This is a genomic window from [Bacillus] selenitireducens MLS10, from assembly GCF_000093085.1.
Taxonomy (GTDB): domain Bacteria; phylum Bacillota; class Bacilli; order Bacillales; family Salisediminibacteriaceae; genus Salisediminibacterium; species Salisediminibacterium selenitireducens.
Genome location: NC_014219.1, coordinates 3,400,601 through 3,426,996, shown reverse-complemented (window position 1 = coordinate 3,426,996; position 26,396 = coordinate 3,400,601). Strand labels below are relative to the sequence as shown.

Here is a 26,396-nt window from a genome sequence, read left to right as displayed (position 1 = left end):
TTCGGTGGAATGTTCGAGAAAACCTCTCTATAATGAAACGTGGAGAATGTGCCAACAGCACACTTGCAATCCGAATACATAATACAGGGACTGGTTGTATGCATTTAACAAGAAAAGAAGGCTGGCTTGAAGTCATATGCGGCAGCATGTTTTCCGGTAAATCAGAGGAGCTGATCCGCCGGGTGCGCCGCGCTCACTACGGACGCCAGAAAGTCCAGGTCTTTAAACCGGCGATCGATAACCGTTACTCCGACGAGGAAGTCGTCTCACACAGCGGCAATAAAGTGACAGCTGTCCCAGTCGGTGCTTCTGAAGACGTCATTGAACTCATTCACAGCAGTACACAGGTGGTCGCATTTGACGAAGTGCAGTTTTTTGATGAACATATCGTAGCCTTGGCTGAGAAGCTGGCTGATGACGGGATCCGCGTGATCGTCGCAGGACTCGACCAGGATTTTCGCGGCGAACCGTTCGGCGTCGTGCCGCAGCTGATGTCCATGGCCGAGTCGGTGACAAAACTGCAGGCGATTTGCCTCTCATGCGGATCACCGGCGAGCCGCACACAACGCCTGATTGATGGGCGGCCGGCATCCTTTGATGATCCGATTATTCTCGTCGGTGCATCTGAATCGTATGAACCGCGATGTCGTCACTGCCACGAAGTACCCAATAAACCGCGTAATCACCGCTTTGAGAACGTTGGTTACTCCTCAAAACCTCTATTTTGATGGTTATGTTTCCCTGTAATGCGCCAGTGTTATGGGGATTTTTCAGTAGATTATGTAACAATTGCACATAGACAAGGGGGAGATCGTCTGTTACGATACGTTCAAAGACGCGACAGACCTGCACGAACAAGGGAAAGCGTTCTCAGTTAAAAAGGCAGTCATGACATACATGCAGAAAGTGGTGGAAGTATCATGGGAAAGTCATTCATGAACAAGCAGGGATCGGGTTCCTCTGCTCAATCGAAGTCAGGTAAAAAAGGCCACTCGAATGTGACGCTCAAGTTTAAACTGCTCGTCTGGTTTATTGCGCTCGGTGTCATCCCGGCTGTGACAGTCGCATTTATCGTTTTCTCCGAGTCTGAAAACGCCCTTGAGAATCAGGTTGAGGACATGTCCGAAGAAATTGCGGGCCAAATCGGTGAGAACATCAATCAGCAGATCGATCAGGTCTATGATCTGTCGATGCGCCCGTTTACTGATGGAGATGTGTATGAACAGATGGTTGCAAATTTCTCGAATATGGATCAGATGGACGTGTTTACGGCACGCCGGGAAGTGACGGACTATTTTTCATCGATCCGAAACAGTACGGACTACCTCGATGAAATGTTCTTCTACCGCGAGCAGGACGGGGAAGTGCTTGGCAGGGTAAGAGGTCAAGACATGGGCGATGCCCCGTTTACGGATGAGGTACGTGATCTTCTCGAATCAAACACGTTTGTCTGGGATACGGCATTTGAGGAAGACGGAAGCCTTCGAATGGTCCTTTACCGTTCTGTGAATCAGGGCATTCTCGGCCTGGAGCTGTCAGAGCGGATGTTTGATGATGTCCTTGGCCGGGAGCGGAATATGGAAGAGATTCCGGAGCGGCTCCTGTTCATCGCCAATCAGGATGGACAGATTCTTCGAAGTAATAACCATGAAATCGAAACCATATCCGGCGAAGAAGTTGCTCAGGACGATGTGATCATGTCGCATATCGAGCTTGAGAATGACTGGTATGCCGTCGTCTCCACGCCGCGGGATGTCGTCATGGCCGAAATGAACGCCCTAACGACATTCGTGATCGCCCTTGTTGTCGGTTTCATTATTGCAGCCGTTACGATCGCATTCTTTGTGACCTCATCGGTGACGCGTCCGATCTCAAACATGATCAGGCTCATGAAGCAGGCTGAAGACGGCGACCTGACGGTGAGAACAAATGAGACAGGCAAGAATGAAATGGGGCAGCTCGGTACGAGCTTTAACCGGATGCTTCAGAACTTCTCGCATATCATCGCAGAGAATAAATCGGTGACGACGGTCGCTAAGGAAAATACGGAACAGATGAAGCGGATTGCAGATCAGTCGTCCCACACCGCTGACCAGATTGCGTCATCGATTCAGGAAGTGGCGAACGGCGCCATGGAACAGGTGAATTATGCGGATCGGACATCGCAGGAGATGGAGGAACTCTCTTCAGAGATGACCCGGATGGGTGAGGCCGTCGGACAGGTGACGAAGGTGGCGAACAACACGAAGACATCGTCAACGAATTCCCTCGGCTATATGAATGAACTGACAGCGAAGAACGAAGACGTCGGGCAAAATATCGGTCAGATCAAAACATCCATTGAAAAGCTGAGTCAGGATGTGGAGGGGATCCGCAGTGTCGTGGAGATCATCGACGGCATCAGTGATCAGACAAACCTCCTCGCACTGAATGCGTCCATTGAAGCGGCCCGTGCCGGAGAAGCGGGTAAAGGTTTCGCTGTCGTTGCTGACGAGGTCCGTAAGCTCGCGGAACAGTCAAAGCAGTCGACAGGTAAAATTGACGGCATCGTCAGTGCGATCCTCGGTCAGACGAAGGACTCCGTCAAGCTTGTCACAGAATCAGTGGCATTATTCGGGGAACAGGCCAAATCTGTCGAAGAAACGAAGGCGTCCTTCGGTGATATTATGACGGATACAGAGGATATATTTGCAGCTGTTGAAAGCATGGAACGTTCAATTGAGACCATGTCTGAAAAGCGCGAACAGGTTGAAAGGGCTATCGGCGATATGGCGGAAATCACCGAAACCACTTCGGCCTCAACAGAAGAAGTCAGTGCGACGACGCAGGAACAATTCGCAGCCGCCGAAGAGCTGGGGAAATTGTCGGATATTCTCGAGTCTACCATGACCGATCTCGAAGAAGTCGTGAATCGCTTTAAAGTGGAAGAGGGGCAGAATCCGATTGAGGAATCGGTGCCAGTTGTTCATGAGGAACCGGAACCTGTTGAAGAAGAGCCGATTACAGAAGGTGATGATGAAGAGTTCACTGAAAACCTTGAGACTGAGGAAATATCCTTTGAAGACCAGAGAGAGCCGGAAGAAGAAGAACAACAGAACCGCTCTGAATCATGATCAGACGGATGTGCAGACTTCTTCGAATCTGTTAAAAAAGCGCAACGAAAAAACGTCCAAATCCACAATCAGTGGATTTGGATGTTTTTCGTTTATGCAGGTTCTTGATGATTTGTACGGAGGTTGCGAGCGTTCGCCTGCACCAACAGATGCCAGAAAGAATGATCAACGGCTCCAGGCAAAAAATGAAACCCTCAAATGTAAGAGGGTTTCAGTCGTTTTGAAATTACAGGCGGCGTGCCCCTTGCTGGACCGGGTCCCATGCCGTATTAAACGGCGGTGCGTAGCTGATATCGAGATTCTCCATATCTTCAGTGGTCATGCCGTGGTAAATGGCCGTGGCGGCGACGTCGATCCGCTTGTCCACGCCTTTTTTCCCGATGGCCTGCATGCCGATGAGCTTATCATTCGTTTTATCCTTCATCATCCGGATAAAGAGCGGGCTGTTTCCTGGCATGTAGTGAGCAATTGCCGCTGCGTCATAGCCGATCACCTCATAGTCCATACCAAGCTCTTTCGCTTCATTTTCACTGATACCGGTCTTGCCGACGGTGAGGTCAAAGAACTGCATGACCGATGAACCTGTGATGCCTTTAAAGGCTTTCGTCTCGCCGGACATATTGATCCCGGCAATGCGCCCCTGTTTATTCGCATGCGTGCCGAGGGGGACGAAGTCATCCTTCTGTTTCACGCGGTGGAACTGGGTCGCGCAGTCTCCTGCGGCATAAATGCCCGGAATATTCGTCTCCATATACGGATTGACGAGAACGGCCCCGGATGGATGCAGGTGCACCCCGGTTCCTTCAAGGAAGCCGGTATTCGGTTTGACCCCTATGGCGACAACGACCATGTCCGCGTTGTAACTGCCCTGATCGGTGACAACCTTGGATACCCGGCCGTTTTCCCCTTCAAAAGAGGTGACGGATTCCCCAAGGACGAGGTCGATGCCGTTTCGTTCGGCTTCTTCCTGAATCTTTTCACTGATCTCCTTATCGTAGACGTTGCCGATGCGGTCTGCGAGATCGATGATCCGCACTTTACGGCCGTCTTTCACGAGGTTCTCTGCTACCTCAAGGCCGATGTAGCCGCCGCCGATGACGGTGACGTTCAGAACGTTTTCCTTAAGATCCTCAACGATCGCTTCTGCGTCCGGGATGGTTTTCAGCAGGTGGATCCCTTCAAGGTCGCGCCCTTCAAATGGCGGGAAAATTGAACCGGCCCCTGTTGCGACGAGAAGGATGTCATAGTCAACGCTGAACGGTTCGCCGCTGTTCAGATCGGTGCCGCTCACCTGCTTGTTCTCGGCATCAACGGCGGTCACCTCGTGGAACACCCTTGCGTCAATGCCGGCTTTTTCCCGGAAAAATGAGACAGGGCGGGCAATCAGCTCCTCGCTCTTGTCCACCTCTCCGCCAATGAAATAAGGCAGGCCGCACTGGGCGTATGAATAGATGCCTCCCTTTTCCAATACGGTAATTGATGCGTCTTTTCGCTTTCTCGAAACTTGCATGGCTGCGCTCATCCCCGCAGCATCTCCTCCAATAATCACCACATTCATCACTGCATCTCCTCCTTGATTTGGTCGTTCTGTCGACTGATCATTCTCTGTTCTGTTTCCCTTTCGTCCCACCTGATAAACGTATACACGCATGGGTATATGCAATCAGGAATTGATTTTGCCGGGGAGAGACCCTATACTATAGAAAGATTGCATCGTGACGCGAGATAAGCGAGAATCAGAAAAAAGAGGTGGCGCACGTGTTTGACCGACTTGAATCAGTGGAGAACCGCTATGAGCAGTTGAATGAGCTTTTGATGGACCCGGCGGTTATGAATGATACGGATAAACTCCGGGATTATTCAAAGGAACAGTCCGGTCTGCAGGAAACTGTGGAAGCGTACAGACAGTATAAAGACATCAAATCCCAGGTGGAGGATACGAAAGAGATGCTTCGGGATCATCTGGACGATGAGATGCGCGAAATGGCCAAGATGGAGCTTGATGAACTGGAGACCGAACTCGGTGAACTGGAAGAAAAGCTCCGTGTGCTCCTGATCCCGAAAGACCCGAACGATGACAAAAACGTGATTGTCGAGGTCAGAGGGGCTGCCGGAGGTGACGAAGCGGCGCTCTTTGCCGGGGATCTGTACCGGATGTATCACCGCTATGCCGAGAGCCAGGGGTGGAAGACGGATGTGATTGAAGCGAGTGAAACAGGGATTGGCGGGTACAAGGAGATCGTGTTTACGATCAACGGAACCGGCGCGTATTCCAAGATGAAATTCGAAAACGGCGCTCACCGCGTTCAGCGGGTGCCGGCGACGGAATCCGGCGGGCGTATTCATACCTCGACTGCGACGGTTGCCGTTCTTCCGGAAGCGGAAGATGTGGAAGTGGACATCAGTGAGAAGGACATCCGGGTTGACCGCTTTGCTTCAAGCGGCCCGGGGGGACAAAGCGTCAATACGACCATGTCCGCCGTGCGGCTCACCCATGAACCGACGGGGATCGTCGTATCGTGTCAGGATGAGAAATCCCAGATCAAAAACAAAGAAAAGGCCATGAAGGTCCTTCGCGCCCGGATTTATGACAAATACCAGCGGGAAGCCCAGGCGGAGTATGACGAAAACCGGAAATCCGCCGTCGGTACCGGTGACCGTTCCGAGCGTATCCGGACTTATAATTTCCCGCAGAGCCGGGTGACGGATCACCGGATCGGCCTGACCATTCAGAAACTCGATCAGATTCTTGAAGGGAAGCTCGATGAGATTATTGAGGCCCTCATTGTCGAAGAACAGTCACGGATGATGGAAAATGCACAGGCCTGATGCGTCCTGCCGAACCGTACATGAAGCCCTCCGATGGGCTTCTTCTTTTGTGGAAGCAAACGGCTATGAAGTGGAGATTGCAAGGATCCTGATGATGCATCACACAGGCTGGAGCCGCTCGAGGCTGTTTGCCGAAATGCGGACTCCGCTTGAACGGTCTTTGGATGAAGCCTTCAGTGCCGACATCCAAAAAGCGGCGGCGGGAATCCCGGTTCAGCACCTGACCGGAGAAGAAGTGTTTTACGGACGCCGTTTCCGGGTGAACCGGGACGTACTGATCCCGAGGCCGGAGACTGAGGAACTCGTTGAAGCGGTGAAAGAACGGCTGTCCACAGGGTTGTCCACAAGCTGGGACGCAGACAGTCAGGAAGAGCTGGGGATCGTGGATATCGGCACCGGGAGCGGCATCCTCGCGATTACACTGGCCCTCGAGATTCCCGGATGGCTGAAGGGAAATCAGGCAACACGGGTGATTGCGACAGATATCAGCCGCGCGGCCCTCGAAATGGCAAGAATCAATGCAGAGGCTCATGAAGCCCCGGTCACGTTTTTGGCAGGCAGCTATCTTGATCCCATTATTGAATCCGGGATAAGGCCGAGACTGATCGTGTCAAACCCGCCTTATATCCCGGAGTCGGATCAGGCGATGATGAAAGACAACGTCAAGAACCACGAACCGCATACGGCGCTCTTTGCTGAAGAAAACGGCCTTGCTGCATACCGGACGATGATTGAGGATCTTCACAGGGTCCTGCACCCTGAAGGCACATGGCTGTTTTTTGAAATCGGCTGGAATCAGGGGGATGCTGTCAGGACCATGATCACGGATCGTTTTCCTGAGTCATCCCCTGAGGTCATCCGTGACATCAACGGCAATGAACGGATTGTCGCGGTATGGATACACGGCTAAACGGGAGCCTGTGGCAGTTCCCCACAGGATACACACAGGTTTATGCACAGCGGCCTGTGGATAACTTGTGCATAAGAACATAGTTTCTGACAAGAAAACATCTTGCAGTATTCGGGATAAAGGGGATTTCACCCTTACAGCCGCAAGAGAAAGGAGCATATGACATGGAAGCGCACAAAACGGTCACACGTTCTGTGGATAACCTTGTGCATAACAATGTGGATACCGGGGCCGACCGGGCGATCGCGGAAGCGGCTGAGCTGATTCGAAATGGTGAAGTCGTGGCATTTCCGACAGAAACGGTCTACGGACTCGGTGGCGATGCCACGAGTGATGAAGCGATTCGGCGGATTTTTGAGGCGAAGGGAAGGCCTGCGGATAATCCGCTGATTGTTCACGTTGCCTCGATAGAAGACGCGGCGAGATGGACGTTGACGTTGCCTAAGACGGCAAAGGATCTGATGGCCGCTTTTTGGCCGGGGCCTCTGACGATTGTCCTGCCGCATAACGGCACGTTATCTGGGGCGGTCACGGCAGGTCTGCCGACGGTCGGGCTCCGGATGCCGGACCACCCGGTCGCCCTTCGCCTGATCGAAGCGTCCGGAAGACCCCTCGCGGCACCGAGCGGTAACCGTTCAGGACGCCCGAGTCCCACTGAAGCGGCGCACGTCGAAGAGGATCTGAACGGCCGGATCCCCATGATCCTTGACGGCGGTCCCGCCGGTGTGGGTCTCGAGTCGACGGTCGTTGAGGTGACAGACGGCCAGGTGACAGTCCTTCGCCCGGGCGGCGTGACCCTCGAGGCGCTCAGGGAGGTGGCTGAACACGTCGCGATCGATCCGTCTCTTCTGAAGTCGGATGAAGCGCCGCGTTCGCCGGGGATGAAATATACCCACTATGCACCGGATGTGCCCCTCTATCTCGTTGAAGGGGAACTGGCAGCCCTGAAACAGGCAATCAGAAAAGCGAAGGAAGACGGCCTCCTGACAGGCGCGATCATCGTGAATGAATGGGCGGGTCTCACCGGTGCCCATCAGGAAGTGTCCGTCGGCTCGGAGACGGATCTCGCGGCTGTCGGACGGGAACTGTACCGGGCTCTGCGGCAGTTTAAGACCGGTGAAGTGGATATGCTGCTCGTCTGTACGTTTCCGGAGACGGAGCTTGGCGGGGCCATCATGAATCGGCTGGAGAAGGCATCAGGGGGAAAAAAGGCCCGGTTATAAATGAGTCCCGTTTTTTTGCGAATGTTTCACACATGCACGTACAAGGAATAAGAACTATGATAAAATAGAAATCGCAATGGGGGTAATCCGATGACAAAAGTACTGTTTATCTGTACGGGCAATACGTGCCGGAGTCCAATGGCTGAAGCGCTCCTTGAGCATAAAAAAACCGATGAGGATATCGTTGCCGATTCTGCCGGTCTGCATGGTGTGGAAGGCATGCCCATGTCAGAAGGCACAAGAAGAGTGCTGCAGACGAGAGGAATCATGGAAAGCCATCAGTCACGAGTCCTTGATGAAGGTCAGCTGAGGAGTGCCGATCTGGTCCTGACGATGACGGAGCATCATAAGCGCTCACTGATCGAGCATTATCCGGAGGCGGTGGATAAAGTCTATACCCTGAAAGAATACACCGCAGATCACAGTGAGATGAGTCAAAAGATGGATCAAATCAAACAGGAAGAGGCAGAGATGGACCTGAAACGTTCCGAAATCTTAAACGCCAATGAACGAAACGTCCGGGCCTACAACAAAGATGGAGAGATCTCCGGGCAGACGGAACTTGAAGAAGAGCTCCTTGATGCACTTATGCCTTATCAGTCCAACATCGACAAACTGAAATGGGATATGCCTTCACTCGATATTGCCGATCCGTTCGGCGGGGGAGATGAGGAGTATGAGGCAGCCTATGAAGAAATCAATCACGCTGTTGAACAGCTGCTTAAAAAAATCGAACGGAATTAATGGCGCCTCAAAAAAAAGAGCTCCTTTTCGAGCTCTCTTTTTTGGGGTATAAAAATAGAATTAATGGGATATTCAGGGGGGATCTATCATGGCAAAACAGCATTACCGCTTCAGCATCACAAAAAAAATGGTGCTAGGCATCAGCACAGTCGCGTTCATTACATATACTGTAAGTGCTTTCTTTATCTTCTATCTGTATGACATCATCGGTGATGCGATCGGGATAAATGAGAGCGCCTTCATGCTTATGACACTCGCAATGGGGATTGGCTGGTCCGCGATTCTCGGTTATCTTGGCTCGAAGGTCATTGTCAAACCGATTCAAAAACTTGAGGAAGGGGCTAAGAAAGTGGCGGAAGGGGATATCCGCGACAAAGTTGAAGTACCGAAATCCGATGACGAGCTTCGCTCACTGGCGTTGGCCTATAATGAAATGATTGACAGTCTTTGTACCATGATCAACGAAGTCAATACGACTTTTGCCATGACAAATGAGCGGGTGGTGGATATTAAAGAAGCCTCCAATGAAGCAGCCAATCAGGCGGAGACGATCAGCCAGACCGTCGAAGATATTGCAAACGGAGCACAGGAATCTTCATCGTCTATCCAGGCGACGGCGGAAGCGATGGAAGACGTTCGGCAGACGGCGGATCAGGTGGAGCGTCATGCCCGGTCGTCAAATGATCTGTCAAGAGACATGGTGGCGAGTCTCGAAGAGTCCCAGCGGGTGATTGAATCACTTGTTGCAGGCATCCAGCGCCTGGCGAAAGAAAACCAGGCGTCCCTTACGGCAGTGGAACGGCTCGACGACAATGCAAGAAAAGTCGGGGAAATTATCTCCCTTGTCGGTGATATTGCCGAACAGACAAATCTTCTCGCTTTGAATGCATCCATTGAAGCGGCACGGGCAGGAGAGCACGGTAAAGGCTTTGCCGTTGTAGCAGACGAGGTTCGGAAGCTTGCTGATCAGAGTGGCAATGCCGTGCAGGGGATTACTGAGCTGATCCAGACGATTCAGGGTGATGTCAAACATGTCGTCGCTCAAATCACTGAACAGGTGGCCTACGCCAATGAAGAGGCGGATAAAGGATCTGAGACAAATCAGTCTATCATCGTTATGGGAGATAATGTCCGGGAGGTCGCTTCGGCGGTGCAGGATATCTTGAAGCTTGTCAAGAAACAGGTCACGTCCATCGAACGCACCTCCACAGAAGCGCAGACAGTCGCCGGTGTTGCAGAGGAGACGGCTGCCGGAGCTGCGGATGTGACAGCAAGTACGGAAGAACAGACTGCTGTTATGCAGGAAGTCGCGTCCTCCGCGGAGGTGCTGCTCGAACAGGCGCAAACCTTGAAAACTTCGATCGAAAAATTTAAAATAAATGAAACGGTACGTATGAAAGGAGAATGAACCATGAAAATTGTAATCGGTTCAGACCATGCAGGATACCATTTGAAAGGTGCAATTATTGACGTCGTTAAGGAGCTCGGTCATGAGATCGTTGATGTGGGGACAGACAGTCCGGATTCTGTCGATTATGCTGATTTTGGCCTTCAGGCTGCCGAAATGGTGGCTAATAAGGAAGCAGACCGCGGCATTGTCATTTGCGGAACAGGAATCGGCATGTCCATTTCTGCGAATAAAGTAAAGGGCATTCGCTGCGCACTGGTGCATGACCTCTTTACAGCAAAAGCAACCAGGGAACACAACGATACCAACGTGCTGGCGATGGGAGAGCGCGTTATTGGCCCGGGACTCGCGCAGGAGATTGCGAAAACGTGGCTGACGACTGAATTTGAAGGCGGACGCCACGAGCGTCGGATTATGAAAGTGATGAACTATGAAGATGGGACGTATCACGTATAAGAACCGCCACTCGAGAGGGGTGATGCAAGGTGAACCAGTCCGAACTGACAGAACAGCTGATAAAAGGCCTTGATGCCCTTCAGGATCAAGCAGACTTAAAACCGGGAGACCTCCTTGTTGCCGGGGTGAGTACCAGTGAGGTGCGGGGTGCGAAAATCGGCAGTGACGGCACCCTTGATGTCGCAGAGGCACTTTGGGACGGTTTCGCGGCGTTTGCCGGGAAAACCGGCGTATCCCTTGCCTTTCAGGGCTGTGAGCATATCAACCGTGCAGTAACGGTGACGCGTGAGACGGCCGTCCGCCTTGGACTTGAGCCCGTGACCGTCGTCCCGGTTGCCAAAGCCGGAGGCTCGATGGCAGCCCTTGCCTACCGAAAGATGCATGACCCGGTTGTGGTTGAAGAAGTGAAGGCGGATGCGGGGATCGACATCGGCGATACGTTTATCGGCATGCAGTTGAAGCATGTGGCTGTTCCGGTGAGAACCGGGATCACAGCGATCGGTGAGGCCCACGTGACCTTTGCAAGAACAAGGCCAAAACTGATCGGCGGCGCGCGGGCCGTCTATACAATGGAATAACGACTGAGCGAAGCTTCTCTGATAACGATCAGGGAAGCTTTTTATTTAGAGCCTCTTTTTTGACAAAAGCGTGAATCGGTTACGTAATTGGGCGAATTGACAGCGATTTTGCCGCATGACTTTGGTATAATGAAAGAAGTATGAATAAAGCGGGGTGAACACATGGTTGATGAACGAAATCAGGGGAACCATGGTCGTGCGCCGGATTTTTTCGAGTGGATCGGCCGTCACAAAGTGACCAATCTGGACGGCTTTTTTGAGAAGAGTCCGTTTGCAGTGATGGTGATTTCGTCGGACCAGGAAGTGGTCTATACAAACGGGGAATTTGAGGTACTGTTTGGCTACGAACGGGAGGAAGTGATCGGCATGTCGGTGGCGTCTCTCTTTCATTACGGCAAAGTCAGAACAGAAGCGAAAGCTGCTGCGTACGCGGTACTGCGCGGTGAGACAGTGTCGAAACAGACCGAACGGCATAATAGATTTGGCGAAGCGGTGCCGGTGACGCTCTATGCGTATCCGCTCCGTTCAGAGACAGGGGTATCCGGCGCTGTCGTGGCCTATCTGGACAGGCGTCAGGACGTGGCCAATGAAGAAACGGTCAAGCTGTTTGAAATGTCGCTTCGAAACATCAGTGACGGAGTGATGATTACAGAACAGGATGGGACGATCCTTTGGGTGAACCGGGCTTTTGAAGTCATCACGGGCTACACATCCGAAGAAGCGATAGGCAATAACCCGCGACTGTTAAATGCAGGTGTTCATTCGAAAGCATTCTTCCGTCAGATGTGGAAAGCCCTTGAAGATCGGGGTGTCTGGCGCGGGGATATCTGGAACAGACGGAAGAGCGGATCCGTCTACAGGCAGCGTCTGTCCGTTTCAAAATTCAGGGGGAGTGCGGACGAGCGTCTCTATATTGCGGTGATTCACGAACTGTCGGATCTTGATGATATGCAGGACAAGTTGACGATCCTTGAGACAACGGATCCGGTAACGGGCCTTCCGAACCGGCCGGAGATGCGAAAGTTGATTGAGCGGAAGGTAAATCATTCGGATTACATCTCGGACCGTTTCGCCGTATTGACGATTGAGATCACGAATTTTAACGAAATGAACGATACGCTCGGCCATAAAGTCGGTGACAGACTGTTAATTGATATCGCCAAGCGGCTGATGCTCCTGGTGAACGATGAGAGTCAGGTGGGCAGGATCGGCGGCGATGATTTTCTGATCGTTCATGACCAACAGGCAGGTGATCTCGAACCGTTTCTTGAAAAACTCGTGACCTGTCTTGAGAAGCCGTTTTTCGTCGATGATTCCGAGTTGTTTATTCATCCGTCCATCGGCGTGAGCCGCTTTCCTGAAGACTGTGAAGAAACCCAAAACCTGTTCATGACGTCGAATGTCGCGATGACACATGCCAGAGAGTCGGTGGTTGATCACATCTCGTACTTTTCAACGGAAAAAGCCGAAGAACTGAAGCGCCGGTTTGAAATTGCCAATCACCTGAAAGGGGCCGGGAAACGGGAAGAATGGGCGCTTCACTATCAGCCGATCGTTGATCTTGAGAGCGGTGAATTGAAAAAAGCCGAAGCGCTCATTCGTTGGTCGAACAAGGATCTCGGCATCGTTTCCCCAGGGGAGTTCATTCCGATTGCGGAGAAAACCGGTCAGATTATCGCCATCGGCGAGTGGGTGCTTGATGAGGTCTTCCGGCAACTGATCAAATGGGGCATGGAAGGACTTGTTATCGTTCCGGTATCCGTGAACCTCTCCATCAGGCAGCTCGAACAGGAGAATTTTGCGGAATCGCTTCTGAAGAGAATGCGTGACTGGCGCATACCGGCCGACTACTTGCAGGTGGAGATTACGGAAAGCATGACAAAAGGCAATATTGGGAGGATTATGAAGAATCTGAACCGGCTCACCCGCGCAGGCGTCCGGGTGGCCATCGATGATTTCGGCAAGGGCTACTCTTCTTTTTCGCATCTGACAGAGCTTGGCTTAAGTGAACTGAAAGTGGATCAGCACTTTATCAAAGCCATGCGCCAGGAGACGGAAACGGAAAAACTGCTGCGGGCGATGCTGCTCGTGGCGGACGGTCTCGGTCTTGATACCGTCGCGGAGGGCGTGGAGACTGATTTCCACCACGAAAAGGTAAAGGCACTGGGATTCACTCTCGGGCAGGGGTATTACTATGCGAAGCCTCTTCCTGAAAAAGATTTCCGAAACTGGCTTGAATGATGATGGTAATGAGGGGTGTAAATGGTATACTGAACTATAACAATTGAGTGGGGAAAACAACCAGAAATCACATACCAAGGAGGCGTAATTGATGATGAGACTTGTAACACGATCCGATTTTGACGGCCTGGTGACGGCCATGCTGCTTAAGAAAAAGGGATTAATCAATGATATGACCTTCGTTCACCCGAAAGATATGCAGGACGGCAAAGTTGAGATTACGGAAAATGATATCCTGACGAACGTGCCGCATGTGGAGGGCTGCGGGATGTGGTTTGATCATCATGCGAGTGAACTGAAGCGAATCGAGGAAGAAGGCATTACCTTCAAAGGGGACGTGCGTCTTGCGGACAGTGCAGCGAGAGTCGTCTATGATTACTTTGGTGGCCGCGAAGAGTTCGGTCCGGAGCTTGACGACATCATGGCGGGCGTTGATAAAGCGGACGCTGCCAAATTCACAAAAGAAGACATTCTGAATCCGGAGGGCTGGGATCTTCTGTCTTTTATCATGGATGCAAGAACGGGCCTTGGCCGTTTCCGTGACTATCGCATCAGTAACTATCAGCTCATGGAGAAACTGGTCGACCTCTGTGCGGAAAAGAGCGTCGATGAGGTCATGGCAGACCCGGATGTTCAGGAACGGGTTGTCCGGTATCACGAGCTGCAAAAACCGTTTCAAGACATGCTTGAAACGCATACAACGACGAAAGGCAATGTGATCATCACTGATCTTCGCGGCGTGGAGACGATCTATCCCGGAAACCGCTTTATGATCTACGCCCTTTATCCGGAGCAGAACATTAACCTCTGGGTCGTCGACGGGTTCCGTAAACAGAACTGTGCCATCGCAGTCGGACACAGCATTCTGAACAAAACATCCAACACGCATGTCGGTTATCTCATGCGTGAATACGGCGGAGGCGGTCACGGGGCAGCCGGTACGTGCCAGGTTCCTTACGGAGAAGCGGATCAGGCGATTGAAGCGATGGCTGAAAAGCTGAACGCTGACGGCTGAGGCACAGCCTTTCAGACGCAGCATGTCTATACCATATGAGAGGGGGCGGACTTCCATGGCGGGCTATGATCACCAGTCGGACAGAGCTGAAAACACCGAAGAGCTGAAGAAAAAACTCAATGACATCCAGACAGCGCTCGATGCTTCGACGATTGTAGCCATTACTGATGCGCGGGGAGTCATCCTGGAAGTCAACCAGAAGTTTTGCGAAATTTCAGGCTATGATGATCATGAACTGGTTGGCAGGACACACAGAATTCTGAACTCCGGTTACCATCCGAAAGCCTTTTTTAAAGAAATGTGGGACACGATTCTACAGGGCGAGATCTGGAGCGGTGAGATCAGGAACAAAGCGAAAGACGGCCGGATCTACTGGACGAGCTCCACGATCATCCCCATTCGGGATACCCATCACCGGATTGAACGCTTCATCGCCATCCGCCATGATATTTCAGACCGGGTGTCTGCGGAACTGAAGCTGAAACAGGCCCTTGAAGATGATTACCGGATCGTGATTCAGCACCTGCAAAACGGGGTGTTTAAGCTGAAGCAGCAGCCGGAAGGCTCGTATGTCTTTACGATGAGCGAAGGTCTGATTGCCGAAAAGCTGAAACGGACTACCGACGCCGTCTACGGCAAAACGATCTATGAAATCTTCGATAAACCGATCGCCACCCGCATTGATCAGGCCTTCAGAACCGCATTGGCCACCGGTCAGACCCGTTTTGAACTCGATATACAAAACCGGCACTATCTTGTCAATATCGGCATCATCAGGGAAGAAGCCGGGGATGTGGAACTCGCCGGGTCGATTGTGGATATTACCGAGCAGACAAGGCAGGCGCGCCAGATTCATAAGATGGCCTATTTTGATGAGCTGACCGGCCTTCCGAACCGCAGGAGCTTTGAAAAAGAAGTGGATCGGCGTAAGGCTGCCGAGTCAGATGGAGATTATGAATTTGCCGTTCTGCTCGTCAATCTCGACCGTTTTCAAAACATTAATGAAACCCTCGGACACCGCGTCGGTGACGAACTCCTCCGGGAAATTGCCACAAGGCTTGAGGAACTGCTCGAGGAAGACGATTATCTGACAAGATTTACAGGTGATGAATTTGCAATTGTCATGGCTTGTCAGGAGCGGAGCAAGAGAGATCGTGAATACCTGCACTACCGATGCTCCGTGCTCGTGGAATACCTGTCCAAAGCATATATCGTGAGAGGTATGGAGATTCATACGACGGCGAGTATTGGCGTCGGACTCTATCCGTTACATGCACAAGGGACGGACGAGCTGATTCAATCAGCGGAAGCGGCCATCAGCAGCGCCAAAGAACAGGGGGGCAACACGTTTGTTCTTTTTGATGCGTCCATCCGCAATATGCTCGACCGGCGTATTCTCATTGAAGGAGAATTGCGTAAGGAAGCAAGCCGGGACCAATTTTATCTCGTATATCAGGCAAAGGTCAATGCGAAGACGAGGAAGCTGTGCGGTTTTGAAACCCTTCTTCGTTGGCATCATCCGATCTTTGGTGAACTGAGCCCGGCGGAGTTTATTCCCGTTGCAGAGAAGTCCGGTCTGATCATTTCCCTTGGCCAGTGGGTATTGAAACACAGCATAGAGCAGGTGAGAAAGTGGCATCAGGCGGGGCATGTGCTGCCGGTCTCCATCAATATTTCGGTCCAGCAGTTTACCCAGTCGGATTTTGCCGATTTTGTCAGCGAGCAGATCAATGCGTCGGGGGTGGATCCGGCGATGATAGAACTTGAAGTGACCGAGAGCGTGACGGAGAACCCGCAGCTGACGCGGACGACGATGAAGAAACTGAAAGAGATCGGCGTCATGATCAGCATGGATGATTTCGGGACGGGATACAGCTCCCTTGGCTTTCTCGGCGGCTATCCCTTCGACCGGATCAAAATCGACAAATCGTTCATCATCCATCTGTCTGAGGAGAACTGCTCTGTCGTTCGAACGATCATTCAGCTCGCGAAGAATCTGAACATGACGGTCACAGCGGAAGGTGTCGAAACCGAGTCGCACGCCGATTTTCTGACCCGTGAGCAATGCGACGAACTTCAGGGCTTTTTCTTCAGTAAGCCGCTCCCGGCGCGGAAGACAGAACGGATCTGGCTGAAGCGAAGTAAGAAATAGAAAAAAGCAGACAAGAGTCCTTCAGGGGGCTCTTTTGCGTATTTATGCAAGGTGAAAACCGGATGATCAGTCATTTTCCGGTGGGGCAACAATAAATTAACTGGCAATTCGAAATTGTATGCGCTATCATCAGTCTGACTTCCCGAAACCCCTTTTCATTCCCCTGCCGACGTTGTAGAATAAGCTGTAATGACAGTGGTAAGAAACATCACAAAGCCGATCAAGCCAGCCGGAAGTCCGTTCAGACAAGTTTTTTCAGCGCGCAGATGCGTGACGATCAGGGAGGTTTTTTGCAATGAAAACAATGGAACGTCGTGATTTAGTCGAATTGCAGGCACAGGACGCCGAAGTATTCGCAGCCATCGAAGCGGAACGAAAACGCCAGCAACAGAATATTGAGCTCATCGCGTCAGAGAATTTCGTATCCGAAGCCGTTATGGAAACACAGGGCTCCGTTCTGACGAACAAGTATGCGGAAGGGTATCCGTCCAAACGCTACTACGGTGGATGCGAGTACGTTGACGTTGCGGAAAACCTTGCAAGAGACCGTGCGAAAGAGCTTTTTGGTGCCGAACATGCCAACGTGCAGCCTCATTCAGGTGCACAGGCGAATATGGCCGTTTATTTTGCGTTTCTCGAGCACGGCGATACCGTCCTCGGCATGAATCTGTCCCACGGCGGACACCTGACCCACGGAAGCCCGGTCAACTTCAGCGGCAAGCAGTTTAACTTTGTTGATTACGGCGTGGACAAAGATACGGGTCTCCTCGAATATGATGATGTATTGGCAAAAGCCCGAGAACATAAGCCGAAAATGATCGTGGCCGGTGCGAGTGCCTACCCGCGGGCGATCGATTTCGCCCGTTTCCGTGAAATTGCGGATGAAGTGGGGGCATATCTGATGGTGGACATGGCGCACATCGCCGGTCTCGTCGCCACAGGTGAACACGAAAGTCCGGTTCCTTATGCGGATTTTGTCACGACAACGACGCACAAAACCCTGCGAGGCCCGCGCGGCGGGATGATTCTCTGTAAGGAAGAGTATGCCAAGAAGGTAGACAAATCCATCTTCCCCGGTATCCAGGGTGGCCCGCTCATGCACGTCATCGCCGCGAAAGCCGTGGCATTCGGTGAAGCACTGACGGAAGATTTCAAGGCGTATTCGACGCAGGTTAAGATGAACGCCAAGGCTCTTGCTCAGTCCCTTATGTCTGAAGGAGTGAACCTTGTATCGAACGGCACGGACAATCACCTGGTTCTCCTTGACCTCAGAAATCTTGAACTGACAGGGAAAGATGCCGAAGCGGCGCTCGATGCAGTCGGGATTACAACGAATAAAAACACGATCCCGTTCGACCCGGAAAGCCCGTTTGTCACAAGCGGTATCCGGATCGGAACCGCAGCCATCACGTCCCGCGGTTTTGACGAAAAGGACGCGACGACCGTCGGTAAGATTATTGCACTTGTTCTGAAGAATCACGATAACGAAGAGGCACTGAACGATGCCCGTAAGGCTGTTCAGGACCTGACGAGCCAATACCCGCTTTACGAACGGTAAAGCATCAATGAAAAGCGCTGTCTCCCTGACCGGGGACGGCGCTTTGTGTGGGGACAAAGCGAAAAATGCCCGAAAAGCCAAACAAAGCCTTGAAGCGGTACACATTTTCACGTACAATTTCCGGGGAGAACGCCCGCTTATGCTTCGGTTCATGTATAATGGACACGATGGTTTTGAGACCATAGGGGAGCGTTACATACCGAAGACAACGAAATGAGGAGTGGTACAGATGGGGAAAGTCTATGTATTTGATCACCCGTTGATTCAGCACAAGCTGACATTTATCCGAAAAAAAGAAACCGGGACGAAGGAATTCCGGGAAATGACCAATGAAATCGCCGGACTGATGGCGTTTGAAATCACCCGTCATTTACCGCTTCGCGAGGTGGAAGTGGAAACACCGGTCGCTAAAGCGACATGCAAGACGATCTCAGGGAAGAAGCTCGGGATCATTCCGATCCTCCGCGCAGGGCTCGGCATGGTGGACGGCATCCTTGAACTGATCCCGGCTGCCAAAGTCGGACACGTCGGTCTGTACCGCGATCCGGAAACACTGATGCCGGTGGAATACTACGTCAAGCTCCCGAAAGACGTGTCTGAGCGGGAAATGATCGTCGTCGATCCGATGCTCGCAACAGGCGGATCCGCGATCGAAGCAATCAATGTCCTGAAGCGTAACGGTGCGAAGAATATCAAGCTCATGTGCCTCGTCGCTGCACCTGAAGGCGTGGACAAAATGAAGGAAGCCCATCCGGATGTGGACATCTACCTGGCTGCAATGGATGAGAAGCTCAATGAAAAAGGCTATATTGTCCCGGGTCTCGGCGACGCCGGCGACCGCCTTTTCGGAACCAAATAAGACCCAAACAGACCGGAGGCCGCACCGGTTCCCGAACCAGGAACCCTGCCCTCCGGTTTTTCAAAACGGGCAGACAAGCCCTGATCACATTGAAGGAGGCAGTATCATGCAGGCGAAAAAGAAAATCATGACGATCTTCGGCACACGGCCGGAAGCGATCAAAATGTGTCCTCTCGTCAAGCAGCTTGAGAAGACGGAGGATCTCGAATCCGTCACGGTCGTTACCGGACAGCATCGGGAAATGCTCGATCAGGTGCTGGCTATTTTTGACGTCACTCCGGATGAGGACCTCAACATCATGCAGGCGAGACAGACCCTGACCGGCGTAACAACAAAGGCCCTCGAAGGCCTCGATGAGGTCATGAAACGGCTGAAGCCGGATATGGTCCTCGTTCACGGCGATACCACGACCACATTTGTGGCGAGTCTCGCGGCGTACTATAACCAGATTGCCGTCGGTCACGTGGAAGCAGGGCTCAGAACCTGGAATAAGTACTCGCCGTTCCCTGAAGAGATGAACCGGCAGCTGACCGGCGTCATCAGTGATCTGCATTTCTCCCCGACACAGAAAGCGGAGGAAAACCTCCTGCAGGAGGGGAAGAAGCAGGAGCGGATTTTCATTACTGGGAACACCGCCATCGATGCCCTGCAGACGACGGTGGATGATGGTTACGAACACGAGAGCCTGAAGGCCCTCGGAGACGACCGTCTGATCCTTGTCACGGCGCACCGGAGAGAGAACCTCGGCGAACCGATGAAAAACATGTTCCGGGCGATCAAGAGGCTCGTCACCGAACACGACGATGTCCGGGTCATTTACCCCGTGCACCTGAATCCGGTTGTCCGGGAACTAGCCGACGAAATCCTCGGCAATGATGAGCGGATTCAGCTGATTGACCCCCTCGGCGTCCGGGATTTCCATAACTTCGCTGCACGGGCGCATATCATTCTCACTGATTCCGGCGGCGTGCAGGAAGAAGCCCCTTCCCTCGGCGTACCGGTGCTTGTCCTTCGGGATACGACAGAACGGCCTGAAGGGATTGAGGCCGGGACACTCAAGCTCTCCGGGACGAATGAAGAGGCGATTTATCAGGACGCGAAGACGCTTCTTGAGGATGAGGGAGCTTACAGCGCCATGTCCAAAGCTTCCAATCCCTATGGGGACGGTCAGGCCTCATTGAGAATCACGGAAGCGATCCGCTACTATTACGGGCTCAGAAGCGATGCGCCGTCGTCATTCCGGCCGCTGTAGGAGTCCTGTTGCAATCGGATCCGCCGGCGTTTTGCCACCGTGCAGAAACGTGGCGGGTCCCGTTTTTATCTGAATATTCTTTCTTTAGAGTTTTTATAAAAAAGTACACACAATCTTTGTAATCTTATGTATAATAGGAAACGAAAAGTGACAATTCGGTGACAAGATGAATTGTCTTTTTCTTTCCGGATTTGTGAAACCGTTCTCTTAAACGGGTTCGAACGCTTGTGTTCATTGACACAACCCCATGACTGTTGTACGATAACATGGTGTACGCAGTCGAGCTGACGGCATGAGGCACAAGGGATCAGCCGATATTGGAAAAAAGGAACAGGGACTTCTCGGACAGGTACACTCGAAGGCGTACAATGACACGCTGTACACGCTGAAACAGCCGTTCTGGCAATTGCCAGTTCCGGCAAGGCGATGCTCTGAAGAACAGGCATCGCGAGTATGCCATACATATCATCACGAACACGACCCGTTTTTCCTGCCCCAATATCCCTATTCCCCCCTTCGTAAGGTTAGTAACCACTAACCTGCTTCATGACGAGATTCTGTCGTCAGCATCCAGGACCTGGCTGTGGCATCAGACGGATACCCGGATGGAGAATACCCCATGGCACAAGAACCCAGGCATCGGCAATTGGTTCGTTCCTTTGCGTTGATGAGTACGATCAGTGCGTATTTTATCGGGCCGGTTTTGCTCGGCGTTTTCGTCGGCAGATGGCTTGATGAGCGCTACGACGGCAGTGGCCTGTTCATTGCCGGAGGCATGCTTGTCGGACTGACGACAGGCGTCATTGGCATCTTCCGCGTAATCCGTCAGTTCTATGGAGACGAGGACGATGCACAATGAATGATATCCGCAAACTGTTTATCCGATACGCCGCGATCACCATCGTCCTGGCCGTTGTCTTTCTCCTGATGATCGTTTTCGGAGGCGACCGGCCATTCTGGACAGGTCTGGCCTTTGGCACGAGCTTCAGCCTGATCAGTCTTTGGATGACCTACGCTCAGGTGTCACGTATCGGGAAGATGACCGCGGACCGAAAACCGCGGCCAACCCTTGGAACCCTCTCGAGGCTGTTGGTGTTTCTCTTTGCCATTTGGCTTGCGCAGCAGGTTCCTCATTATCTCTCGTTGACAGGAGTGATCCTGGGTCTTACCGTGACCTATGTCATTCTGTTAATAGAACCGCTGTTTCACATCCGTGATCTGAAAGAAACGAAGTGAGGCAGTGCTGGTTCCACATTTTGCACGACCCATTCTGTAATGTCTGAAAAGAGGTGAAAAGGATTGGATAGTAAATTTCTGAAAGTCGACCTGTTCGGCATTCCATGGATGACGTTAAACATCCCTGCACTGTTTACCACAACGGTTGCGATGGTCATTGTCTTCCTCGTTGCCTTCTTCATGTCGAGAAAGATTCAGATGTACCCGACAGGGGCACAAAACGCATTGGAATACCTGGTTCAATTCATCAAAAACATCATCAGCAGTACGATGGACTGGAAACAGGGGCAGCATTTCGTGATGCTCGGGATCACCATTATTCTCTACGTCTTCGTAGCAAACATGATGGGTGTACCGTTCGAGCTCGCGACAGAAGAGCACTACGTCTGGTGGAACTCACCAACGTCAAATCCGGTCTTGACGATCTCACTGGCTCTCTTCGTTGTGGTATTGACCCACATCTACGGCTGGAAGCTGAGGGGACCGAAAGAGTACGGGAAGGATTATTTCCGCCCGGCGCCTTTTATGGCACCGTTTAAGATTATTGAGGACTTTTCCAATACATTGACGCTCGGCATGCGACTCTACGCGAACATTTTCGCAAAGGAAATGATCATGGTCATGCTCGTCGGACTCGGTGCATTTGCGAGCGTATTCTGGACATTCGGGGCATTTTTCCCACTCGTGATTTTCCAGGCATTCAGTGTCTTCATCGGGTCGCTTCAGGCCTTCATCTTCGCCATGCTGACGATGGTGTACATGGCTCATAAAGTATCGGAAGATCATTAACGAGATAAGACAGCATAACAAAAAACGCGCACAGGATGCGCATGAAACAATGTTGAATAAGAACCTGAGTCTGCAGGACAGGCAGGGTGAATTCATTCATACAAAACAAAAACTTTTAAAGTATGTAAAGGGAGGATTTTTATCATGGGAACAGTCGCTATTGCAGTAGCAATCACAGCAAGTTTGGCAGCAATCGCAGGTGCATTTGGGGTGGCAATCGTCGTCCGCAGTACGTTGCAGGGAATCACTCGTCAGCCGGAGATCCGTGGACCGCTTCAAACCGTCATGTTCATCGGTGTACCGCTTGTTGAGGCACTTCCAATCTTCGCGATCGTTATTGCCTTCTTATTACTCGGAAATATGTAATCTGACAGGTCAAGTACGGACAAAATGGCGAAGAAGGCATCATCACTTATTCTTCGCCATTCCTTTTGTAACCGATGGATTCCGATGGTCAACGCACCATCGTTTTCTGTACATTCGCTTACAATGATCGTGAATAAGGGAGGCGAAACACATTGTTTGATATCTATGAAATTGAATGGTTAAACGCCGTTTATCAAATCCTGGCGTTTTTATTCCTCATGTGGCTTCTCAAGAGATATGCCTTCGGTCCGATCATGGATATGATGGAGAAGCGGGAGAAACACGTCGCTGATCAGATCAAATCCGCAGAAAAGAACCGTGATGAGGCAGAACAGTATCTTAAAGAACAGCGTGAAGCGATTCAGACTGCCCGCCAGGAGGCAAAAGAAATCGTAGAGAATGCAAAGAAAATGAGTGATCAGCAGGCTGCGGATATCGTGGCAAGCGCCCGCACAGAGGCCGAGCGTCTCAAGGAAACGGCGAAAGCCGAGATCAACTCTGAAAAAGAACAGGCTGTCTCCGCCCTGCGCGAGCAGGTGTCGACCCTTTCCGTCCTTGTGGCATCCAAGGTCATTGAAAAGGAGCTCGATGAAAAAGAGCAGGAGAAGCTGATTCAGGAAACACTGAAAGAAGTAGGCGGAGACTTATGAGAAGACATCCGGTAGGGTATCGCTACGCCTATGCCATGTATGAGCTTGCCAAGGAGAATAACGTCCTGCAGGAAACCGCAGACGAACTCCTGGCCGTGAGTGCGGCATTTGATCAGGCGAATGTGGTGGAGACGGTTTTCAGTCACCCGGATCTCTCCGACGCTGAGAAGAAGGACGTCTTAAAGAATGCGTTTACCAACAAGGTATCCGACCACGTCCTCCATCTCCTGTATCTTCTCGTTGATAAAGGGCGCGAAGCGATTCTCCCTCATGTGGCGGAGAATTACCGCGATCTCGCCAACGAAGAACAGGGCATTGCATCAGCCGTGGTCCATTCAGCAAAGCCGCTTACGGATGCCGAACAGGAAGCAGTGGCCGAGACGTTCGCAAAGCGGGCGGGTAAAGCCAGATTAATGATTACGAACGTGGTCGATGAAGACCTCATCGGCGGACTCCGGGTACAAATCGGGGACACCGTCTATGATGGCACCGTCGCCAACCAGCTTGCGCGAATCGAAAAGCGCATGATCCACGGGAACGTAAGCAGATAGGGGTGAACGATTAATGAGCATCAGAGCCGATGAAATCAGCTCTCTGTTAAAACAACAGATCGAAAACTATCAATCAGAGATTGAAGTCAATGATGTAGGAACCGTCATCCGCGTTGGTGACGGGATCGCCGTGGCTCACGGTCTTGAGAATGTCATGGCCGGTGAGCTCCTCGAATTCGAAAACGGCGTGATGGGCATGGCCCAAAACCTTGAAGAAAATACAGTCGGGATCATCATTCTCGGTCCTTTCACGGATATCCGTGAAGGAAACGAAGTCCGCCGTACCGGAAGAATCATGGAAGTACCGGTCGGGGAAGAACTTCTCGGACGCGTCGTGAACCCGCTCGGTCAGCCGCTTGACGGCATGGGCCCTGTGGAAACCGGTAAAACGCGCCCAATCGAAAGCCCGGCACCAGGGGTTATGGACCGAAAATCGGTTCACGAACCGTTGCAGACCGGTGTTAAAGCGATCGACTCCCTGATTCCGATCGGCCGTGGCCAGCGTGAGCTCGTCATCGGGGACCGTCAGACAGGGAAAACAGCGATCGCCATCGATACCATCATCAATCAGAAAGACGAAGATATGATTTGTATCTACGTCGCCATCGGTCAGAAAGAATCAACGGTTGCCGGTGTGGTGGAGACGCTCCGTCAGCACGGCGCCCTTGATTATACGATCGTTGTTACAGCGAGTGCCTCTCAGCCGGCGCCGCTTCTCTACCTTGCACCATACGCAGGGGTATCCATGGGTGAAGAATTCATGTACAACGGCAAGCACGTCCTCGTCATCTATGATGACTTGACGAAGCAGGCTGCTGCGTACCGTGAACTTTCCCTCCTGCTTAAGCGCCCGCCAGGCCGTGAAGCCTTCCCGGGTGACGTATTCTACGTCCACTCACGCCTCCTTGAGCGTGCTGCGAAACTCAGTGACGACAAAGGCGCCGGTTCTTTGACCGCCCTTCCGTTTATCGAGACGCAGGCAGGGGACATCAGTGCCTACATTCCGACGAACGTGATCTCCATAACCGACGGACAGATTTTCCTCCAGGCAAACCTGTTCTTCTCCGGTGTCCGGCCGGCGATTGATGCGGGTCTTTCCGTATCACGCGTTGGGGGCTCAGCCCAGATCAAAGCGATGAAGAAGGTTGCCGGTACACTCCGTCTTGACCTGGCATCGTACCGTGAACTCGAAGCGTTTGCCCAGTTCGGTTCGGATCTTGATGAAGCCACTCAGGCGAAGCTGAACCGCGGTGCACGTACGGTTGAAGTCCTCAAGCAGGGCCTTCATCAGCCGCTTTCCGTTGAGAAGCAGGTTTTCATTCTGTTTGCACTGACGAAAGGCTTCCTTGATGACATCGAGGTATCGGATATCAGCCGCTTCGAACAGGAAATGTATACTTTCCTCGAGCACAACAACAACGATCTGCTCAAGAGCATTAAAGAAACGGGCAATCTCGCAGATGACGACGCCATGAAACAGGCGATTACCGAATTCAAAAAGTCGTTCCAGGCAAGCTGATTCAACGTCGCGAGTTGGTCTTAATTAAAGGTGGTGGAAAGCGATGGCCTCGTTAAAGGACATTAAAACGAGAATAGGCTCAACAAAAAAGACGAAGCAGATTACCAAAGCCATGGAGATGGTCTCAGCAGCCAAGCTGAACCGCGCCCAGCAGAAGGCGACCTCCTTCGTTCCCTACACGGAGAAAATCCGTGAAGTTGTTGAGAGCATTGCCGCCGGTTCGGAAGGCGTATCGCATCCCATGCTCGAAGACCGTGAAGAAGTGAAAAAGACAGGCTACATCGTCATTACAAGTGACCGTGGTCTGTGTGGCGCCTACAACAGCGGACTTCTCCGTCAAACCCAGCGCCTCATCCAGGAACGTCATTCATCGCCGGATGAGTACGGCTTAATCGTTCTTGGCCGCGTCGGTCTCGAGTTTTTCAATAAGCGTAACATGCCCGTCTATCAGGAACTGACAGGCGTACCGGACCAGCCGGAATACAACGATGTGAAAAATCTGGCATCGACAACGGTGCAGATGTTTACGGACGGGATCTTTGATGAGATCTATGTCCACTATAATCACTTCGTCAGTGCCATCAGCCAGAAGGTAACCGAGCAGAAGCTTTTGCCGCTTACCGGCATGAGTGAAGAAACAGGCAGTGAAGAGGAACAGGCAACACTCGTTCAGGAGTACATCTATGAGCCGAGTGCCGACGAAATCCTTGAACACCTGCTTCCTCACTATGCAGAGAGCCTGATTTTCGGCGCTCTTCTCGATGGCAAAGCAAGTGAATTTGGGGCCCGCATGTCTGCCATGCGTTCAGCGACAGACAATGCAGACGGCCTCATCGGCGACCTGACACTGAGCTATAACCGTGCCCGTCAGGCTGCCATTACGCAGGAAATCAATGAAATCGTCGGCGGGGCCCTCGCGCAGTCGTAACAGAAACTGTGCGGGCGCT

The 26,396-nt window shown here is 52.0% G+C and carries 24 protein-coding genes; 23 read left to right on the top strand and 1 reads right to left on the bottom strand.

The window, feature by feature from the left end:
* Positions 1–98 precede the first annotated feature (98 nt).
* Both BSEL_RS16065 and BSEL_RS16060 read left to right on the top strand, forming a co-directional pair.
* Positions 99–728: a thymidine kinase gene (locus BSEL_RS16065; RefSeq protein ID WP_013174062.1), complete on the top strand. Its 630-nt coding sequence runs from the start codon at positions 99–101 to the stop codon at positions 726–728.
* A 192-nt stretch (positions 729–920) separates the two neighbouring features.
* A complete protein-coding gene (locus BSEL_RS16060; protein ID WP_013174061.1) occupies positions 921–3,113 on the top strand; it encodes a methyl-accepting chemotaxis protein in 2,193 nt (730 codons plus the stop codon).
* Between the two features lie 226 nt (positions 3,114–3,339).
* Here the strand turns inward: BSEL_RS16060 and BSEL_RS16055 are convergent, their stop codons facing one another.
* Positions 3,340–4,671, bottom strand: coding sequence for an FAD-dependent oxidoreductase (locus tag BSEL_RS16055; RefSeq protein ID WP_013174060.1), 1,332 nt, complete (start codon positions 4,669–4,671; stop codon positions 3,340–3,342).
* Between the two features lie 200 nt (positions 4,672–4,871).
* Between BSEL_RS16055 and prfA the strand changes: the two genes are divergently transcribed.
* The 21 genes from prfA to atpG all read left to right on the top strand — a co-directional run bounded on the left by prfA (position 4,872) and on the right by atpG (position 26,377).
* Positions 4,872–5,942, top strand: a complete 1,071-nt coding sequence (gene prfA / locus BSEL_RS16050) for a peptide chain release factor 1 (RefSeq protein WP_013174059.1) — start codon at positions 4,872–4,874, stop codon at positions 5,940–5,942.
* Positions 5,929–6,852, top strand: a complete 924-nt coding sequence (gene prmC / locus BSEL_RS16045) for a peptide chain release factor N(5)-glutamine methyltransferase (RefSeq protein ID WP_013174058.1) — start codon at positions 5,929–5,931, stop codon at positions 6,850–6,852. The genes prfA and prmC overlap by 14 nt, the downstream gene beginning before the upstream one ends.
* Before the next feature lie 164 nt (positions 6,853–7,016).
* On the top strand, positions 7,017–8,075 hold the full coding sequence (locus BSEL_RS16040) for an L-threonylcarbamoyladenylate synthase (RefSeq protein WP_013174057.1): 1,059 nt from the start codon (positions 7,017–7,019) through the stop codon (positions 8,073–8,075).
* Positions 8,076–8,165: 90 nt separating this feature from the next.
* Positions 8,166–8,819 carry a low molecular weight protein arginine phosphatase gene (locus BSEL_RS16035; RefSeq protein WP_013174056.1) on the top strand — a complete coding sequence of 218 codons (654 nt, stop codon included), beginning with the start codon at positions 8,166–8,168 and terminating at the stop codon, positions 8,817–8,819.
* A gap of 88 nt (positions 8,820–8,907) precedes the next feature.
* The gene (locus BSEL_RS16030) at positions 8,908–10,227 is read left to right on the top strand and encodes a methyl-accepting chemotaxis protein (RefSeq protein ID WP_013174055.1); all 1,320 of its coding nucleotides are present in this window, start codon (positions 8,908–8,910) and stop codon (positions 10,225–10,227) included.
* A 3-nt stretch (positions 10,228–10,230) separates the two neighbouring features.
* Positions 10,231–10,683 (top strand): ribose 5-phosphate isomerase B, encoded by a 453-nt coding sequence (gene rpiB, locus BSEL_RS16025; protein ID WP_013174054.1) that lies wholly within the window; start codon positions 10,231–10,233, stop codon positions 10,681–10,683.
* Between the two features lie 29 nt (positions 10,684–10,712).
* Positions 10,713–11,261 (top strand): TIGR01440 family protein, encoded by a 549-nt coding sequence (locus tag BSEL_RS16020; RefSeq protein WP_013174053.1) that lies wholly within the window; start codon positions 10,713–10,715, stop codon positions 11,259–11,261.
* A gap of 162 nt (positions 11,262–11,423) precedes the next feature.
* Positions 11,424–13,502: a sensor domain-containing protein gene (locus BSEL_RS16015; RefSeq protein ID WP_013174052.1), complete on the top strand. Its 2,079-nt coding sequence runs from the start codon at positions 11,424–11,426 to the stop codon at positions 13,500–13,502.
* 91 nt (positions 13,503–13,593) lie between these two features.
* Positions 13,594–14,517, top strand: a complete 924-nt coding sequence (locus BSEL_RS16010; protein WP_013174051.1) for a hypothetical protein — start codon at positions 13,594–13,596, stop codon at positions 14,515–14,517.
* Positions 14,518–14,572: 55 nt separating this feature from the next.
* Positions 14,573–16,669 (top strand): GGDEF and EAL domain-containing protein, encoded by a 2,097-nt coding sequence (locus tag BSEL_RS16005; RefSeq protein ID WP_013174050.1) that lies wholly within the window; start codon positions 14,573–14,575, stop codon positions 16,667–16,669.
* A 304-nt stretch (positions 16,670–16,973) separates the two neighbouring features.
* Entirely contained in the window at positions 16,974–18,227 is a 1,254-nt protein-coding gene (gene glyA, locus BSEL_RS16000) for a serine hydroxymethyltransferase (protein ID WP_041582579.1), read from the top strand.
* Between the two features lie 229 nt (positions 18,228–18,456).
* The gene (gene upp, locus BSEL_RS15990) at positions 18,457–19,086 is read left to right on the top strand and encodes a uracil phosphoribosyltransferase (protein WP_013174048.1); all 630 of its coding nucleotides are present in this window, start codon (positions 18,457–18,459) and stop codon (positions 19,084–19,086) included.
* 106 nt (positions 19,087–19,192) lie between these two features.
* Positions 19,193–20,338 carry a non-hydrolyzing UDP-N-acetylglucosamine 2-epimerase gene (gene wecB, locus BSEL_RS15985; protein WP_013174047.1) on the top strand — a complete coding sequence of 382 codons (1,146 nt, stop codon included), beginning with the start codon at positions 19,193–19,195 and terminating at the stop codon, positions 20,336–20,338.
* A 619-nt stretch (positions 20,339–20,957) separates the two neighbouring features.
* A complete protein-coding gene (locus BSEL_RS15980; RefSeq protein ID WP_013174046.1) occupies positions 20,958–21,197 on the top strand; it encodes an AtpZ/AtpI family protein in 240 nt (79 codons plus the stop codon).
* Complete coding sequence (locus BSEL_RS15975; protein ID WP_013174045.1) at positions 21,194–21,574, top strand: ATP synthase subunit I; 381 nt, start codon at positions 21,194–21,196, stop codon at positions 21,572–21,574. Before BSEL_RS15980 ends, BSEL_RS15975 begins: the two co-directional genes overlap by 4 nt.
* Positions 21,575–21,637: 63 nt before the next feature.
* On the top strand, positions 21,638–22,363 hold the full coding sequence (atpB, locus tag BSEL_RS15970; RefSeq protein ID WP_013174044.1) for a F0F1 ATP synthase subunit A: 726 nt from the start codon (positions 21,638–21,640) through the stop codon (positions 22,361–22,363).
* Between the two features lie 144 nt (positions 22,364–22,507).
* Positions 22,508–22,729, top strand: a complete 222-nt coding sequence (gene atpE / locus BSEL_RS15965) for a F0F1 ATP synthase subunit C (RefSeq protein WP_013174043.1) — start codon at positions 22,508–22,510, stop codon at positions 22,727–22,729.
* 152 nt (positions 22,730–22,881) lie between these two features.
* Entirely contained in the window at positions 22,882–23,379 is a 498-nt protein-coding gene (gene atpF, locus BSEL_RS15960; RefSeq protein WP_013174042.1) for a F0F1 ATP synthase subunit B, read from the top strand.
* On the top strand, positions 23,376–23,930 hold the full coding sequence (locus BSEL_RS15955; protein ID WP_013174041.1) for a F0F1 ATP synthase subunit delta: 555 nt from the start codon (positions 23,376–23,378) through the stop codon (positions 23,928–23,930). Before atpF ends, BSEL_RS15955 begins: the two co-directional genes overlap by 4 nt.
* A gap of 13 nt (positions 23,931–23,943) precedes the next feature.
* A complete protein-coding gene (gene atpA / locus BSEL_RS15950; protein WP_013174040.1) occupies positions 23,944–25,449 on the top strand; it encodes a F0F1 ATP synthase subunit alpha in 1,506 nt (501 codons plus the stop codon).
* A gap of 43 nt (positions 25,450–25,492) precedes the next feature.
* Positions 25,493–26,377, top strand: a complete 885-nt coding sequence (gene atpG, locus BSEL_RS15945; RefSeq protein ID WP_013174039.1) for an ATP synthase F1 subunit gamma — start codon at positions 25,493–25,495, stop codon at positions 26,375–26,377.
* Positions 26,378–26,396 lie beyond the last annotated feature (19 nt).